Here is a 15,523-nt window from a genome sequence, read left to right as displayed (position 1 = left end):
CCCGTAAACGGGCGCTGGACATCCTCTACGAAGCGGACGTGCGCGCGAGCGCCGTGCCGGAGATCCTCGCTGCCCGGCTGGCCCAGTCCGATCCACCGGTGTCGGAATACGCCGTCGAGCTGGTCGAGGGGGTCGTCGAGCGCCGCGGGGAGATCGACGAGCGGATCGCCCGGTACGCCGAGGGTTGGACGTTGGAGCGGATGCCGCCGGTCGACCGCAACATTCTGCGGATTGCCGTGCTGGAACTGCTCTGGCGTCCCGACGTCCCGGATCGGGTCGCCATCGACGAAGCCGTGGAACTGGCGAAGAACCTCTCCACCCACCGGTCGCCGGCGTTTGTCAACGGGCTGCTCGCGAGTCTGGTCGAGGGAAAGGGCCTGGCCACCCCGGCCGAGTCGACCGGACGGGGATCGGCGGTGGATTCAATTCCCGGCCAGCCGTCGTAGCGGCGGTCCACCGGGGTTGCCCGGTTGCCGGGAGGGAACCGGGATCGGCGTTCCCGGTACGTCGCCCAGGCGACGTACCGGGTCCTTCCCCGGATACGTGTGCCGCGGGTGGCGCGGATGCGAGCCGGCGGATTGTGGTACCGGTATCGCGGTACCGGTACCGCGATACCGGAGCGAGGCTAGACGTCGGTCGCCGCGGCGTCCGCGCCCTGCTCCGGAGACAGCACGCCCCAAGAGACGAGCTGCTCGGTGAGCTTGCTCGGCGAGGTGTCGTAGATCACCGCGAGCGAGCGCAGGTCCTCGTACCGGATCGAGAGCACCCGGCCGTTGTAGTCGCCGCGCTGGCTCTGAATGGTCGCCGCGTACCGGGCGAGCGGACCACCCTGCTCCTTGGGAACCTGGGAGAGACGCTCGAGGTCGAGAACGATCCGAGGAGACTGCTCCAGCGGAGCGACGGTGGAACCCTCGGGAAGAAGCTCCCCCACCGGAACGCCGTAGAACTCCGCGAGCTCGGAGAGGCGCTGCACGGTGACGGCGCGGTCCCCACGTTCGTAGGAACCCACGACGACGGCTTTCCACCGACCGTGCGACTTCTCCTCGACGCCATGAAGCGAGAGCCCCTGCTGGGTGCGTATCGCGCGCAGCCGAGCACCGAGCGCCTTCGCATAGTCGGACATCGGAGTGCCCACTCCTGTCGTGGTCGATCAGTTGGAACCGGGGCTCGTGCCGCCGGCGGTTACCGATAGTAGTGCCCGCCGGGTTGACGCTCGACACCCGGGGGGTCGTGTCGCCTCTTTCTTTGTACCACTTTCTGTAGCCCTCTGGTTGCGCCCTACGCCTGAGCGGTGGGAACTTCCGGATGCCGCCACCGCTGTGGCGACGGCATCGAACCCAGTGACAAGTAGTGACAACATGATGCTGCGTGGTTGGCGCGGCAATAACGTCCCGCGCTGTCCGGACCGGTGGGCGACCCGTCGTCGCGCCGGGCGCCAGGGGCGTCGGCGTCCGGCGGCGAGATCCTCACACGTCCTGAGGGCCCTGGTAACGTCGCTGGGACCACTCCTTTAAGGACCGTCCCGTGAGGCGGGGAAGGAGGGATGCCGCGTGGCCCCGGCTGCCGCGAGCGACCCCGCATCGCGCCGTCCCGGCACCGCCCGGGCAGTACTGTCCGCAGACGACATCACCCGGATCGTCAGCCGGATGGCGCATCAGATTCTCGAGAAGACCTCCGGTGGCGCCGGGGTCGTCCTGCTCGGAGTACCCACCCGAGGGGTACCCCTTGCGCACCGGCTGGCACAGCGGGTGCAGGCCGTCGAGGGGGTGCGTCTCCCGGTTGGCTCCCTTGACCCGACCATGTACCGCGACGATCTGCGACTGCGCGGCGTGCGTCCCCTCGAGGTGACCGACATTCCCGAGGGTGGTGTCGACGGCCGCGTGGTGATCCTCGTCGACGACGTCCTCTACTCCGGGCGCACGGTGCGGGCGGCGCTGGACGCCTTGGCCGCCTACGGCCGGCCGCGTGCCGTCCAGCTCGCGGTCCTGGTCGACCGGGGCCATCGCGAGCTGCCGATCCGCGCCGACTACGTCGGGAAGAACATGCCGACCTCGCGCCGGGAGTCGGTGGCAGTCCGGCTGCGGGAGATCGACGGCGCCGACGGCGTGCTGATCCTCTCGGCCGCCGGGGGGGACGGCGCCGACGACGCGCCCCCCGGGAACCAGCCATGATCGGGGGAAGTGCCGTGTGGGGAGCACAAGCCGGGTTCGGGGGACGGGCGTGAACCGCCATCTCCTGTCGACTGAGGATCTCGACCGGGACGACGCGCTGCTGGTGCTGGACACCGCCGAACGGATGGCGCGGGTCGCCGAGGCGTCGGTGCGCAAACTGCCGACCCTGCGGGGCCGCACCGTCGTCAACCTGTTCTTCGAGGACTCCACCCGCACCCGTACGTCCTTCGAGGTAGCCGCCAAGAGACTGTCGGCCGATGTGATCAATTTTTCGGCGCGCGGGTCAAGCGTGTCGAAGGGCGAAAGTCTGAAGGACACGGCGCAGACCCTTGAGGCGATGGGTGCCGACGCCGTGGTCTGCCGGCATGCCGCGAGTGGCGCGCCGCACCGACTGGCCTCCTGGGTACGCGGCAGCGTGGTGAACGCGGGAGACGGCACTCACGAGCACCCGACCCAGGCCCTGCTCGACGCCTTCACCATGCGCCGCCGGCTCGGCCGGATCGACGGCCTCGCCGTCACCATCGTCGGCGACGTGCTGCATTCCCGGGTGGCGCGATCGAACGTGTGGCTGCTCGCCACGCTGGGCGCGACGGTGACCGTCGTGGCCCCGCCGACGTTGGTGCCCCTCGGAATCTCCTCGTGGCCGGTCGAGGTGTCGTACAACCTCGACGCCGTGCTGCCCAAGAGCGACGTGGTGATGATGCTGCGGGTCCAGCGGGAGCGGATGTCCGCGGCCTTCTTCCCGACCGAACGGGAGTACAGCCGGCGCTACGGGCTGGATGCCGACCGGGCGGAGATGTTGCCCGACCACGCCCTGGTGATGCATCCCGGCCCGATGGTACGCGGGATGGAGATCGCCTCTCGGGTCGCCGACTCCGCCCGGTCGACAGTCGTGGAACAGGTTGCGAACGGGGTGAGCGTGCGGATGGCCGTGCTGTACCTGCTGCTGGGTGGTTCCGGGGAGGTCTCATGACGACGCCCGCGGCGGAAACGTCGGAGGAAACGCCGGTGGGGAGGTCGGCGGGGACCTCCTGGGTCCTGCGGCGGGTCCGCCCGCTCGGCGGGGACCCCGTCGACGTCGTCCTCGCGGACGGGGTGGTGGCCGCCTGGCGACCGGCCGGCTCCACGCACGCCGGGGCCGGGGGACTGCCCGCCGGCACCACCGTGCTGGACACGGACGGGCTGATCCTGCTCCCCGGCCTGGTCGACCTGCACACCCACCTGCGGGAACCCGGCCGGGAGGACGCCGAGACGGTCGCCTCCGGCACCCGCGCCGCGGCCCTCGGTGGCTACACCACCGTGTTCGCGATGGCGAACACCAATCCGGTCGCCGACACCGCGGGGGTCGTCGAGCAGGTGTGGCGGCTCGGCCTGGACGCGGGTCACTGCGATGTCCGGCCGGTCGGCGCGGTCACCGTCGGACTTGCCGGCGAGCGGCTCGCCGAACTCGGCGCCATGGCCTCCTCCGCGGCGGGCGTGCGGGTCTTCTCCGACGACGGGCACTGCGTGTCGGACGCGCTGCTCATGCGCCGGGCGCTGGAGTACGTCAAGGCGTTCGATGGGGTGATCGCCCAGCATGCGCAGGAACCGCGGCTGACCGAGAACGCCCAGATGAACGAGGGCACGGTGGCTGCCAGGCTGGGGCTGCCGGGGTGGCCCGCGGTCGCCGAGGAGGCGATCATCGCCCGGGACGCGCTGCTGGCCGGGCACGTCGGCTCCCGACTGCACGTCTGTCACGTCTCCACCGCCGGATCGGTAGAGATCATCCGGTGGGCCAAGGCGAAGGGCTGGAACGTCACCGCCGAGGTGACCCCGCACCACCTGCTGCTCACCGACGACCTGGTCTGCTCGTTCGACCCGGTCTACAAGGTCAACCCGCCGCTGCGCACCGCCGAGGACGTCGCCGCGCTGCGCGCCGGGCTCGCCGACGGCACGATCGACTGCGTCGCCACCGACCACGCTCCGCACGCGCTGGAGGACAAGGAGACGGAGTGGGCCGCCGCGCGTCCCGGCATGCTCGGTCTCGAGACGGCGCTGTCGGTGGTCATCGAGACGATGGTCATCCCGGGCCGGCTGGACTGGGCCGGGGTCGCCGAGCGGATGGCACTGGCCCCGGCAAGGATCGGTGGCCTGCCGCGAACCGCGGCCGAGGTGTGGAGTTCCATAGCAGTGGGCGCGCCCGCGACCGTCACCCTGCTTGACCCGGCGCCGTGGCGGATGGTCGAGCCGGACGCGCTCGCCAGCCGCAGCCGCAACACGCCCTATGCGGGCCGGTCGCTGCCGGGAACGATCCGCGCCACGTTCCTGCGGGGACGGCCCACCGTGCTCGACGGGAAGATCGTATGACTGTTTCGCGCGCCGCCCTGTCGGCCGCCGGGCCCGCCGTCGCCCTGGACCGGGCGCCGGATCGCCTGGGGCTGCACCTGCTTCTCCTGCTTGGCCTGTTGCTGGTGTTCGTCGCGGCGGTCGGTTCGATGCGACGGGCGTGGCGCAACCGGGCCGAGCGTCAGGAGGAGGACCTTCCCGAGCTGCCCGTCCCGCCGGCGGAACCAGGCACGGTGTTCGCCGCTCCGCTGCGCGGGATGTACCTCGGCACCGTCGACGCCGGGCACTGGCTGGAATGGATCGCCGCCCGCGGGCTGGGCGGGCGGGCCGGCGGCTACGTCAGCGTGTACGAGACCGGGGTGCGGGTGGACCGCCCCGGCGAGGCGTTCTGGATCCCGCGCGAGGCCGTCCGCGGTGCCCGCCTGGAGCGGGCGCACGCCGGCAAGGTCTCCGCCCCCGGGCGTCTGATCGTCATCGCGTGGTCGTTCGGCGGGCACGAGTTGGAGACCGGTTTCCGCGGTGAGGACCGTGCCCGCCAGCCCAAGGTGGTGCGCGCCGTCCACGACCTGATCGGCCCCCCGCCCGCGCATCTGGCACCGGGCGACGTCACCTCGCCGCACGCGGTACCGCGGATCCGCCCGCGGATCCGGCCCCGGGCCGTCGCGCCCGGCCCCGGGCCGGTGGGCCGGTCCGGGCAGCGGCCGGGTTCCGGACAACCGACCGAGGAGATGCCGGCGATCCGGACCGGCCCTCGGCTGCGTTCCCGGGGGGAGCGGGCCCAGGCCCGCGGCGAGCGGGCGGTGCCCGCCGACCGGCGGCTCTACGCGGAGCGGTGGCGCTCGGACCAGCGACTCCCCGATCGGCGACACCAGGATGAGGGTCACCCCGACCCGCGCCGCTCCGACCCGCGCCACCCCGAGCGGCGTCATCCCGATCAGTGGCCGGCGGATCCGGAATCGGACCCCGGGTGGGTGGACCCGGAACAGCTTGATCAGTCTGACCCCGGCTGGTCGTCGGTCGACCCGTTGACCTCACCGCTCGGTGAGGTCAACAGGCTGAAGGAGGATCGGTGAGCACTCCCACCACGACGCCGACGCGAGCGGTCCTGATGCTGGAGGACGGTCGCAGCTTCGTCGGCGAGGCGTACGGGGCGATCGGCGAGACCTTCGGCGAGGCCGTGTTCTCCACCGGGATGACCGGCTACCAGGAGACGCTGAGCGATCCGTCGTTCCACGGCCAAGTCGTCATCATGACCGCCCCGCACATCGGCAACACCGGCGTCAACGACGAGGACTACGAGTCCGAGCGGATCCAGGTCGCCGGGTTCGTCGTGCGTGACCCCGCCCGGCGGGCCTCCAACTGGCGCGCCCGGGGCACGCTCGACGACGAGCTGGCCGCGGCCGGTGTGGTGGGGATCAGCGGGATCGACACCCGGGCGCTGACCCGTCACCTGCGTGAGCTCGGCTCGATGCGGTGCGGGATCAGCAGCGTGCTCGACGCCGACGCCGACGCCGACGCCGACGGTGGCCCGGTCGGCCCGGGCCCGGGTTCCGGCGCGGACGGCGAGCGGGCGGCGGCGCTCGACGCCCTGCTCGACCGGGTCCGCGCCTCCCCGGAGATGCTCGGCGCGGATCTCGCGCCCCGGGTCTCCACCCCTACCCCCTATGTGGTGGAGGCGGTGGCGGGCGCCGCGCTGTTCAAGGTCGCCGCGCTCGATCTCGGCATCAAGCGCGCGACGCCGGCCGCCATGGCCGCGCTGGGCTGCGAGGTGCATGTGCTGCCGGCCCGCACCACCGGCGAACAGCTGCTGGCGCTGGAACCGGACGGGGTGTTCCTGTCGAACGGTCCCGGCGATCCGGCGGCGGCGGACTATGCGGTTGACGCGCTGCGGACGGTGCTGCGGGCCGGTGTCCCGGTGTTCGGGATCTGTTTCGGGCACCAGCTGCTGGCCCGCGCTCTTGGCTTCGAGACGTACAAGCTCACCTACGGCCACCGCGGCGTGAACCAGCCGGTCGGGGATATGGCGACCGGGCGGATCGCGGTCACCAGCCAGAACCACGGCTTCGCCGTGCGGGCGCCGCTCACCGGGGTGACCGACACCCCGTTCGGCCGGGTGGTGGTCAGCCACCGCGGCCTCAACGACAACGTCGTCGAGGGATTGGAGTGTCTGGACGTGCCGGCCTTCAGCGTGCAGTTCCATCCGGAGGCCGCGCCGGGGCCGCATGATGCCTCCCCGTTGTTCGAGCGGTTCCGCGCTTTGATGGCGGACACCCGGGAGGGTGGCCGGGAGCGGAGTGAGCGATCTGTGCGGGAGGCCGGTCATGCCGAAGCATGAGGATCTGAGCAGCGTCCTGGTCCTCGGCTCCGGGCCGATCGTGATCGGCCAGGCGTGCGAGTTCGACTACTCGGGTACCCAGGCCTGCCGGGTGCTGCGCGCGGAGGGCCTGCGGGTCATCCTGGTCAACAGCAACCCGGCGACAATCATGACCGATCCGGAGATCGCGGACGCGACCTACGTCGAGCCGATCACCTCGGACATCGTCGCGAAGATCATCGAACGGGAGCGGCCCGACGCGATCCTGGCCACCATGGGTGGCCAGACCGCGCTGAACACCGCCGTCGCCCTGCACGACGCCGGTGTCCTGGACCGCTTCGAGGTCCGTCTGATCGGCGCGAATATCGACGCGATCCGCGCCGGGGAGGACCGTCAGGCGTTCAAGGACATCGTCGCCGCGGTCGGCGGCGAGACCGCGCGCAGCGCCATCTGCCACACCGTCGCCGAGTGCCTGACCGCCGGGGAGGAGTTCTCCTACCCGGTGGTCGTGCGACCCAGCTTCACCCTCGGCGGCGCCGGCAGCGGCTTCGCCCATGATTCCGGCGAGTTGCGCCGGATGGCGGCGGACGGACTGGCCGCGAGCCCGTCGACCGAGGTGCTGGTGGAGGAGTCGGTCCTCGGCTGGAAGGAGTACGAGCTCGAGCTGATGCGCGACCGCGCGGACAACGTGGTCGTGGTCTGCTCGATCGAGAACGTCGACCCGATGGGGGTGCACACCGGCGACTCGATCACGGTGGCGCCGGCGATGACCCTGACCGACCGCGAGTACCAGCGCATGCGGGACATGGCGATCGCGGTGATGCGGGCCGTCGGCGTCGACGCCGGCGGCTGCAACATCCAGTTCGCCGTCGACCCTGCGACGGGCCGGCAGGTGGTCATCGAGATGAACCCCCGGGTGTCGCGGTCCTCGGCGCTGGCGTCGAAGGCGACCGGCTTCCCGATCGCGAAGATCTCGGCGAAGCTCGCGCTCGGATACACCCTTGACGAGATCCCCAACGACATCACCCGCACCACGCCCGCGGCCTTCGAGCCGGCGCTGGACTACGTCGTGGTGAAGGTGCCGCGGTTCGCGTTCGAGAAGTTCCCCGGTGCCGACCCGACGCTCACGACGACGATGAAGTCCGTCGGCGAGGCGATGGGGGTTGGCCGCAGCTTCGCCGAGGCGCTGCAGAAGGCGCTGCGCTCGATGGAGGCCCCGGGCTCGGTGTTCTCCTTCGTCCCGCCCGAGGCGGACGCCGCCGACCTGCTGGAAGCCGCGCGGGTTCCCCACGACGGCCGGTTGCGTACCGTCCAGCAGGCGCTGCTTGCCGGCGCGGATCCCGACGAGGTCACCCGGGTCACCGGGATCGACCCGTGGTTCGTCGACCAGCTCGTCTTCCTCAACGAGACCGCGGCGATGATCAGCCGCAATCCGGCGGGCATCCGGCGGGCCAAGCGAGCCGGGTTCTCCGACGTCCAGCTCGCCGAGATCCTCGGCACCTCCGAGGACGTGGTCCGGGCGTTCCGCCACCGCACCGGCATCCGGCCGGTGTTCAAGACCGTCGACACCTGCGCGGCGGAGTTCGCCTCCGAGACCCCGTACCACTACTCCGCCTACGACGCCGAGACCGAGGTCGCGCCGAGCAAACGGCCGCGGGTGATCGTGCTCGGCAGCGGGCCCAACCGCATCGGCCAGGGCATCGAGTTCGACTACGCCTGTTGTCATGCGGTGATGGCGCTTTCCGACGCCGGCTATGAGACCGTCATGGTCAACTGCAACCCGGAGACGGTGTCCACCGATTACGACACCGCCGACCGGCTCTACGTCGAGCCGTTGACGGTCGAGGACGTGCTTGAGGTCGTCCACGCCGAGCAGCAGGCCGGGCCGCTCGCCGGGGTAATCGTCCAGCTCGGCGGGCAGACCCCCCTCGGCATCGCCGCGGCGCTCGCCGAGGCGGGCGTGCCCGTCGTGGGCACCCCGCCCAAGGCGATCCATCTGGCCGAGGACCGTGGGCTGTTCGGGCGTGTGCTGGCCCGGGCGGGCCTGCCCTCGCCGCCGCACGGGGTGGCGACCTCCTTCGCCGAGGCGCGCACGGTGGCCGAGCGGATCGGGTACCCGGTGCTGGTGCGGCCGTCCTACGTGCTCGGCGGGCGTGGCATGGAGATCGTCTACGACGACACGATGCTGCGCGACTACATCGATCGGGCCACCGCCATCTCCCCGGAACATCCGGTGCTCGTCGACCGGTTCCTCGACGACGCGGTGGAGATCGACGTTGACGCCCTCTACGACGGGGAGACGCTCTACCTCGCCGGGGTGATGGAGCACATCGAGGAGGCCGGGGTCCACTCGGGCGACTCGGCCTGCGCCCTGCCGCCGATCACGCTGGGCCGTTCGGAGCTCGACCGTATCCGGACGTCCACCGAGGCGATCGCGAAGGGCGTCGGGGTGCGGGGTCTGCTCAACGTCCAGTACGCCCTGCAGTCCGATGTGCTCTACGTCCTGGAGGCCAATCCCCGGGCGTCGCGGACCGTGCCGTTCGTCTCCAAGGCCACCACGGTGCCGCTGGCCAAGGCCGCCGCCCGGGTGATGCTCGGCGCGACCATCGACGAGCTGCGGGCCGAGGGCCTGCTGCCGCGCTCCGGCGACGGTGGCACCCTGCCGCTGGACTCGCACATCTCGGTCAAGGAGGCCGTGCTGCCCTTCGGGCGCTTCCGTGACGCCGGTGGCCGCGGCGTCGACACCGTCCTCGGGCCGGAGATGAAGTCGACCGGTGAGGTGATGGGCATCGACGACGGCTTCGGCACGGCGTACGCCAAGTCCCAGGCCGCCGCGTACGCCTCGCTGCCCACCTACGGCCGGGTGTTCGTCTCCGTGGCCAACCGGGACAAACGGGCGATGGTTTTTCCGATCAAGCGGCTCGCGGATCTCGGTTTCGTCGTCTACGCCACCGAGGGGACCGCGGACGTGTTGCGGCGCAACGGGGTCAAGGCGGTCGTCCTCGGCAAGCACTGGGCCCCCACCGAGGGGCTACTCGACTGTGTCGAGATGATCACATCCGGGCAGATCGACCTCGTCATCAACACCCCGTGGGGCGTCGGCCCGCGCCTGGACGGCTATGAGATCCGCACAGCCTGCGTGAGTGCCGGGGTTCCGTGCATCACCACGATCCAGGGTGCGGCGGCCTGCGTGCAGGGCGTGGAAGCGCTGGTACGGGGGGAGCTGGGGGTCCGATCGTTGCAGGAATACCACGCGGCGCTGCGGCAGGCGTGGGGCGGGGGACAACCGGGCGGCTCGCCGCCCGAATCCTCCGGCTCTGCGGCGTCTGAGTCCGCGGCGTCTGAGTCCGCGGCGCCTGAGTCCGCCGTGTTCGGACCGGCGGCCAGGAGGAGCGGATGAGCGCCGGCCGGAGGAGCTCCGGCGGGAGGAGCGCGGCCGCGCCCCGCTTCACCCCGCCGCGGGGCCGGGCGCCGCTGGCGGTCGCGCTGGATGCCCCGGACGCCGCGACCGCGCTGCGCTGGGCCGCCGCGGTCGCCCCCACCGTGGCCGTGCTGAAGATCGGTCTGGAGCTGTTCTACCGGGAGGGCCCGGCAATCGTGACGGCGCTGCGCGCGGCCGGCGTGCTCGCCGGGGCCGGCGGCGCGGCGGTCGCCGCGGGCGGCACCGGGAGTGCCCCGGAGTTGTTCCTCGATCTCAAACTGCACGACATTCCCGCCACGGTCGCCGGGGGAATGCGCTCAATCACCCCGTTGGGCCCTCGTTTCGTGACCGTGCATGCGGCTGGGGGGGCGGCGATGATACGTGCGGCGATCGAGGCGGCCCCGGATGTCGAGGTAGCCGTCGTGACCGTACTCACCTCGCTGGATGTGGCGGCGCTCAGCGCGATCGGGCTCGCCGGACCCCCTTCCGACGCCGTCCGCAGGCTCGCCGTGCTTGCGGTCGAAGCCGGTGCGCGCACCCTGGTGTGCAGTCCGCGGGAGGTTCGAATGGTCCGTATGGAGCTTGGTAGCAATGTGACTCTCATCACTCCAGGCGTGCGACCGGCGGGGTCGGAAACCGGCGATCAGGCCCGAACCGCGACGCCGGAAGCTGCCCTTGTGGGGGGTTCTGACCTGGTCGTGGTGGGTCGCCCGATCACCGGTGCGCCCGACCCCGGGGTCGCCGCGAGGGCCATCGCCGCAGGTCTCAGCGCTGCCGGCAGGGCTGCTGACCTGCTGTGACGCCGATGGGACCAGGGTGTGTTCGTCCTGGTGCGGTACGAAGCGGTACGGTGGGGCCGCCGTAGACCGAAAGGGTGCGGCACGAGTGGGCCACCCCTTTCGTCCGTCAAAGCCTTCTCTTGTGCTGACAATATGTTCGCATCAGAGTGTTATGGCCAAGGCTGGACTGAGGAGTCCCTTCCTCGCTAGTTTGCGCGGCGCGATCACCGAATTGAGGAGGCGTACCCGTGCCCCTGCCGCCCCTAACGCCCGAGCAGAGGGCCGCCGCCCTCGAGAAAGCAGCGTTGGCTCGTAAGCAGCGTGCGGAACTCAAGGAGCGGTTGAAGAAGGCGGAGACCACGCTGGCCGCCGTCCTGGAACAGGCCGAGGCTGATGAGGTCGTCGGCAAGATGAAGGTTTCGGCTGTTCTTGAGTCGCTTCCCGGAGTGGGGCGCGTACGCGCCCAGAAGATCCGGGAACGGCTCGGGATCAGTCCGACCCGCCGACTGCGAGGACTCGGCGCCAAGCAGCGTGCCGCACTCCTCGAGGAGTTCGGCATGGCCTGATCCGGTGGAGTGGGAAAACCACTCCGCCAGCCCGGATCATGGTTACGGCGGGTAGCGGCGTTGACGGGAGGGTGGCGTCACTCACATTCTTCCGGCGATGTTGCCCTTCCTTCCGGTCGGATCGGGGGGCGGCATTTCTTTAACCTCCCCCGATCCGGCCGTCCCCGGGAAACCAGTCCCGTCCTCGTGTCCTCTGGGGACTGATGACCGGGTGCGCGCCGACTGACTGAGAGGTCCTATCGTGGTGCCCATGGGTCTTACAGTGCTGTCCGGGCCGTCCGGAGTCGGGAAGGACACCGTCGTCGCGGCAGTCCGGGAACGTCACCCCGAGGTCTGGGTCTCGGTCAGCGCCACCACGCGGCCACCGCGTCCGGGTGAGACTGACGGTGTCGAGTACCACTTCGTCGACGCCGAGGAGTTCGCCCGGATGGTCAAGGCCGGGGAGTTCGTCGAGCACGCGATGTTTGCCGGACACGCCTACGGCACCCCCCGCCGTCCGCTTCTCGAAAGGCTCGCCGCGGGTGTGCCCTGCCTGCTGGAGATCGAGCTGCTGGGCGCCCGGCAGGTGCGCTCGGCGATGCCACAGGCCCGTTTCGTCTTCCTCGCCCCGCCCACCTTCGACGAGCTCGTCCGTCGGCTGACCGGTCGGGGGACCGAGTCACCCGAGGTCATCGCCCGCAGGCTGGACCGGGCGCGCATCGAACTCGCGGCCGAGACGGAGTTCGACGACGTGATCGTGAACGACGACGTGCGGTCCGCGGCAGCCCGCTTGGTAGCATTGATGATCGGCTCGTAGGTCCGGCCCACCGGTCGCCCGCGCAGCCGGCATCTCCGTACAGCCCACATGCCGTACAGCCCACATGCCGTACAGCCCACATGCCGTACAGCCCACATGCCGTACAGCCCACATGCCGTACAGCCTCCTCCGCGCAGCCCGCCCTGCCCCCGCGTAGCCTGCGCTCCGCACTGTCCGGACGGCGCAGCCGCCTTGGACGTCCCATTCCGGAAGGACATCGTGGCCGGTACCGCCGCCCATCCCGAAGGCATCACCAACCCCCCCATCGACGAGCTCCTCGAGGCGACCGACTCGAAGTACAGCCTGGTCATCTACGCGGCGAAGCGAGCTCGTCAGATCAACGCCTACTACTCGCAGCTCGGCGAGGGTCTGCTGGAGTACGTCGGCCCGCTGGTCGAGACGACCAACGCGCAGGAGAAGCCGCTGTCGATCGCGTTGCGTGAGATCAACGCCGGCCTGCTCACCCACGAGACCGTCGCCGACAGCCTCCCGCCGGTCTCCTGATGTAGGACGATGACCGAGATGCCCGATGCGGAGCGCTCCGGCACCGGGTTGTCCGACCCTCGGCGTCCCCGGGTCGTGCTCGGTGTGGCGGGCGGCATCGCCGCCTACAAGGCGGTGGAGGTGCTCCGCCGGTTCACCGAGTCCGGCCACGAGGTCCGGGTGGTGCCCACGCCGTCGGCGCTGCGGTTCGTCGGCGCGACGACTTGGGCTGCGCTGTCGGGAAACCCGGTCACCACGGACGTGTGGGACGATGCGGACGAGGTCGCCCATGTCCGGATCGGCCGCGAGGCCGACCTCGTCCTCGTCGCGCCAGCCACCGCGGACCTGATGGCCCGCGCGGCCGCCGGGCGCGCCGACGACCTGCTCACCGGCACCCTGCTGACGGCGACCTGCCCGGTCGTCTACGCGCCGGCGATGCACACCGAGATGTGGCAGCACCCGGCCACCCGGGCGAACGTGGCGACCCTGCGGGCGCGGGGAGCGGTGGTGGTTGAGCCGGCGGTGGGCCGGCTGACCGGCGCCGACTCGGGTCCGGGTCGCCTGCCAGAGCCAGCGGAGATCGCCGCGCTCGGCATGGCGGTGCTGGCCCGGGGTGCGGCCGGGGTGCGGCCCGATCTTGCCGGCCGGCATGTCCTGGTCACGGCCGGCGGCACCCGGGAGTACCTCGACCCCGTCCGGTTCCTCGGCAACGCCTCGAGCGGCCGTCAGGGGTACGCCGTGGCCAGGGCTGCCGTGGTGCGGGGAGCCTCCGTCACGGTGGTGGCGGCGAACGTCGCGCTGCCCGAGGTCGCCGGCGCCCGCACGATCCCGGTCACCTCCGCGGCGCAGCTGCGCGATCGGGTCCACGAGGTCGCGCCCTCGGCGGACGTGGTCGTCATGGCGGCCGCGGTCGCTGACTTCCGCCCCGGGGCGCCGCAGGCCTACAAGATCAAGAAGGAGTCCGCGGCCCCGGGCTCCATCCCGCTCGTGGCGAATCCCGACGTGTTGGCCGAGCTGCTGGCGAACCGCCGGCCCCGTCAGGTCCTCGTCGGTTTCGCGGCCGAGACCGGCGGTCCCGGCGGTGGGGTACTCGACCACGCCCGGGCCAAACTGGCGCGCAAGCCGGTCGACCTGCTCGTGGTCAACGAGGTCGGCGCCGGCCTCGGATTCGAGGTGGAACACAACGCCGCCGTGGTACTGGACCCCCGCGGTGGCGAGACGGCGATCGAGCACACGAGCAAGGACCTCCTCGCGCATCGGATCCTCGACCTCGTGGTCGGCCTCACGGCCGATCGGACCGATGGAACGCCCGCGGAGGCGCTACGTGTACCCCTCGCGGCACCTCGGTAAGCTTCGTCGGAATCAGCCGGATCACCCAGGGGGTTAGTCCAGTGGCGACGCGCCTGTTCACGTCCGAGTCCGTCACCGAGGGGCATCCGGACAAGATCGCCGATCAGATCAGCGACTCGATTCTCGATGCCATGATCAAGGATGACCCGAAGAGCCGGGTCGCCGTGGAGACGCTCATCACGACGGGTCAGGTCCACGTCGCCGGCGAGGTCACCACGAAGACCTACGTCGACATCGCCTCCGTCGTCCGCGAGCGCATCCTGGAGATCGGTTACGACTCCTCCAAGAAGGGCTTCGACGGCGCGTCCTGCGGCGTCAGCGTGTCGATCGGCGCGCAGTCCCCGGACATCGCCCAGGGCGTCGACACGGCGCACGAGACTCGCGTCGAGGGTTCCGCCGACGACGAGTTCGACCGGCAGGGCGCCGGCGACCAGGGCCTGATGTTCGGGTTCGCCTGCGACGAGACCCCCGAGCTCATGCCGCTGCCGATCGCGCTGGCGCACCGCCTCGCCAGGCGGCTGTCCGCGGTCCGCAAGGAGGGCCAGATCGGCTACCTGCGCCCGGACGGCAAGACCCAGGTGACCATCGAGTACGTCGACGGGAAGCCGGCCCGGCTCGACACGGTCGTCGTCTCCTCGCAGCACGCCGCCGACATCGACCTGGACACCCTGCTCGCGCCGGACATCGCCGAGTACGTCGTCGAGCCGGAGCTGGCCCTGCTCGAGATCGCCACCGAGGGTCGCCGGCTGCTGGTCAACCCGACCGGCCGGTTCGAGATCGGCGGCCCGATGGGTGACGCCGGCCTGACCGGCCGTAAGATCATCGTCGACACCTACGGCGGTTACGCCCGCCACGGCGGTGGTGCCTTCTCCGGCAAGGACCCATCCAAGGTCGACCGCTCCGCCGCGTACGCGATGCGCTGGGTCGCCAAGAACGTCGTCGCCGCGGGTCTCGCCAGCCGCTGCGAGGTCCAGGTGGCGTACGCGATCGGCAAGGCGCAGCCGGTCGGCCTGTTCGTGGAGACCTTCGGCACCGGAACCGTCCCGGACATCCAGATCCAGGACGCGGTGACGAGCGTGTTCGACCTCCGTCCCGCCGCGATCATCCGGGATCTGGACCTGCTGCGGCCGGTCTACGCCCAGACGGCCGCCTACGGCCACTTCGGTCGCCCCGAGCTCGATTTCACCTGGGAGTCCACCGCACGCGCCGAGGCTCTCCAGCGCGCCGTCAAGGGCTGACCCGACGCTCCTCCCTCGGCCCCCGTGGGATCTCCCCGGCCCCTCCCGGGGCCCCTGTCCCGCCGGTCGCTGTTCCGGCG

The 15,523-nt window shown here is 71.1% G+C and carries 14 protein-coding genes; 13 read left to right on the top strand and 1 reads right to left on the bottom strand.

Annotated features, from left to right (window positions below):
• The first annotated feature begins 38 nt into the window (after nucleotides 1-38).
• Nucleotides 39-446: a transcription antitermination factor NusB gene (gene nusB, locus FRANCCI3_RS16130; protein ID WP_011437590.1), complete on the top strand. Its 408-nt coding sequence runs from the start codon at nucleotides 39-41 to the stop codon at nucleotides 444-446.
• Nucleotides 447-625: 179 nt separating this feature from the next.
• On the opposite strand, the gene FRANCCI3_RS16125 is transcribed toward nusB, so the two are convergent.
• Nucleotides 626-1,123 carry a transcriptional regulator BldD gene (locus tag FRANCCI3_RS16125; protein ID WP_011437589.1) on the bottom strand — a complete coding sequence of 166 codons (498 nt, stop codon included), beginning with the start codon at nucleotides 1,121-1,123 and terminating at the stop codon, nucleotides 626-628.
• A gap of 427 nt (nucleotides 1,124-1,550) precedes the next feature.
• Between FRANCCI3_RS16125 and pyrR the strand changes: the two genes are divergently transcribed.
• The 12 genes from pyrR (at nucleotide 1,551) to metK (ending at nucleotide 15,443) form a co-directional block, all read left to right on the top strand.
• Nucleotides 1,551-2,171 (top strand): bifunctional pyr operon transcriptional regulator/uracil phosphoribosyltransferase PyrR, encoded by a 621-nt coding sequence (gene pyrR, locus FRANCCI3_RS16120; protein ID WP_011437588.1) that lies wholly within the window; start codon nucleotides 1,551-1,553, stop codon nucleotides 2,169-2,171.
• Nucleotides 2,172-2,220: 49 nt separating this feature from the next.
• Entirely contained in the window at nucleotides 2,221-3,144 is a 924-nt protein-coding gene (locus FRANCCI3_RS16115; protein WP_023841496.1) for an aspartate carbamoyltransferase catalytic subunit, read from the top strand.
• Complete coding sequence (locus FRANCCI3_RS16110) at nucleotides 3,141-4,517, top strand: dihydroorotase (RefSeq protein ID WP_011437586.1); 1,377 nt, start codon at nucleotides 3,141-3,143, stop codon at nucleotides 4,515-4,517. The genes FRANCCI3_RS16115 and FRANCCI3_RS16110 overlap by 4 nt, the downstream gene beginning before the upstream one ends.
• Entirely contained in the window at nucleotides 4,514-5,569 is a 1,056-nt protein-coding gene (locus tag FRANCCI3_RS25395; RefSeq protein WP_011437585.1) for a hypothetical protein, read from the top strand. Before FRANCCI3_RS16110 ends, FRANCCI3_RS25395 begins: the two co-directional genes overlap by 4 nt.
• A gap of 35 nt (nucleotides 5,570-5,604) precedes the next feature.
• Nucleotides 5,605-6,831, top strand: a complete 1,227-nt coding sequence (carA, locus tag FRANCCI3_RS16100) for a glutamine-hydrolyzing carbamoyl-phosphate synthase small subunit (protein WP_082456767.1) — start codon at nucleotides 5,605-5,607, stop codon at nucleotides 6,829-6,831.
• Complete coding sequence (gene carB, locus FRANCCI3_RS16095) at nucleotides 6,818-10,210, top strand: carbamoyl-phosphate synthase large subunit (protein ID WP_011437583.1); 3,393 nt, start codon at nucleotides 6,818-6,820, stop codon at nucleotides 10,208-10,210. Before carA ends, carB begins: the two co-directional genes overlap by 14 nt.
• Nucleotides 10,207-11,031 carry an orotidine-5'-phosphate decarboxylase gene (gene pyrF, locus FRANCCI3_RS16090; RefSeq protein WP_011437582.1) on the top strand — a complete coding sequence of 275 codons (825 nt, stop codon included), beginning with the start codon at nucleotides 10,207-10,209 and terminating at the stop codon, nucleotides 11,029-11,031. The genes carB and pyrF overlap by 4 nt, the downstream gene beginning before the upstream one ends.
• Before the next feature lie 227 nt (nucleotides 11,032-11,258).
• Complete coding sequence (gene mihF, locus FRANCCI3_RS16085) at nucleotides 11,259-11,576, top strand: integration host factor, actinobacterial type (protein WP_011437581.1); 318 nt, start codon at nucleotides 11,259-11,261, stop codon at nucleotides 11,574-11,576.
• A 250-nt stretch (nucleotides 11,577-11,826) separates the two neighbouring features.
• Entirely contained in the window at nucleotides 11,827-12,372 is a 546-nt protein-coding gene (gmk, locus tag FRANCCI3_RS16080) for a guanylate kinase (protein WP_035733409.1), read from the top strand.
• A 219-nt stretch (nucleotides 12,373-12,591) separates the two neighbouring features.
• Entirely contained in the window at nucleotides 12,592-12,876 is a 285-nt protein-coding gene (rpoZ, locus tag FRANCCI3_RS16075; protein ID WP_023841498.1) for a DNA-directed RNA polymerase subunit omega, read from the top strand.
• A gap of 18 nt (nucleotides 12,877-12,894) precedes the next feature.
• Nucleotides 12,895-14,205 (top strand): bifunctional phosphopantothenoylcysteine decarboxylase/phosphopantothenate--cysteine ligase CoaBC, encoded by a 1,311-nt coding sequence (gene coaBC / locus FRANCCI3_RS16070; RefSeq protein ID WP_011437578.1) that lies wholly within the window; start codon nucleotides 12,895-12,897, stop codon nucleotides 14,203-14,205.
• A gap of 41 nt (nucleotides 14,206-14,246) precedes the next feature.
• The gene (metK, locus tag FRANCCI3_RS16065) at nucleotides 14,247-15,443 is read left to right on the top strand and encodes a methionine adenosyltransferase (protein WP_011437577.1); all 1,197 of its coding nucleotides are present in this window, start codon (nucleotides 14,247-14,249) and stop codon (nucleotides 15,441-15,443) included.
• The last annotated feature ends 80 nt before the right edge of the window (nucleotides 15,444-15,523 follow it).

The organism is Frankia casuarinae (assembly GCF_000013345.1).
In the GTDB taxonomy this organism is placed as follows: Bacteria; Actinomycetota; Actinomycetes; order Frankiales; family Frankiaceae; genus Frankia; species Frankia casuarinae.
The sequence above is the reverse complement of the archived record's forward strand: the minus strand, read 5'-3'. Positions and strand labels throughout refer to the sequence as shown.

What these genes read in the sequence shown, in the direction of transcription:
- carA (WP_082456767.1), top strand. Translation starts at nt 5,605, where the DNA reads ATGCTGGAGGACGGTCGCAGCTTCGTCGGCGAGGCGTACGGGGCGATC.
- FRANCCI3_RS16110 (WP_011437586.1), top strand. Translation starts at nt 3,141, where the DNA reads ATGACGACGCCCGCGGCGGAAACGTCGGAGGAAACGCCGGTGGGGAGG.
- FRANCCI3_RS16125 (WP_011437589.1), bottom strand. Translation starts at nt 1,123, where the DNA reads ATGTCCGACTATGCGAAGGCGCTCGGTGCTCGGCTGCGCGCGATACGC.
- coaBC (WP_011437578.1), top strand. Translation starts at nt 12,895, where the DNA reads ATGCCCGATGCGGAGCGCTCCGGCACCGGGTTGTCCGACCCTCGGCGT.
- gmk (WP_035733409.1), top strand. Translation starts at nt 11,827, where the DNA reads ATGGGTCTTACAGTGCTGTCCGGGCCGTCCGGAGTCGGGAAGGACACC.
- pyrF (WP_011437582.1), top strand. Translation starts at nt 10,207, where the DNA reads ATGAGCGCCGGCCGGAGGAGCTCCGGCGGGAGGAGCGCGGCCGCGCCC.
- FRANCCI3_RS25395 (WP_011437585.1), top strand. Translation starts at nt 4,514, where the DNA reads ATGACTGTTTCGCGCGCCGCCCTGTCGGCCGCCGGGCCCGCCGTCGCC.
- carB (WP_011437583.1), top strand. Translation starts at nt 6,818, where the DNA reads ATGCCGAAGCATGAGGATCTGAGCAGCGTCCTGGTCCTCGGCTCCGGG.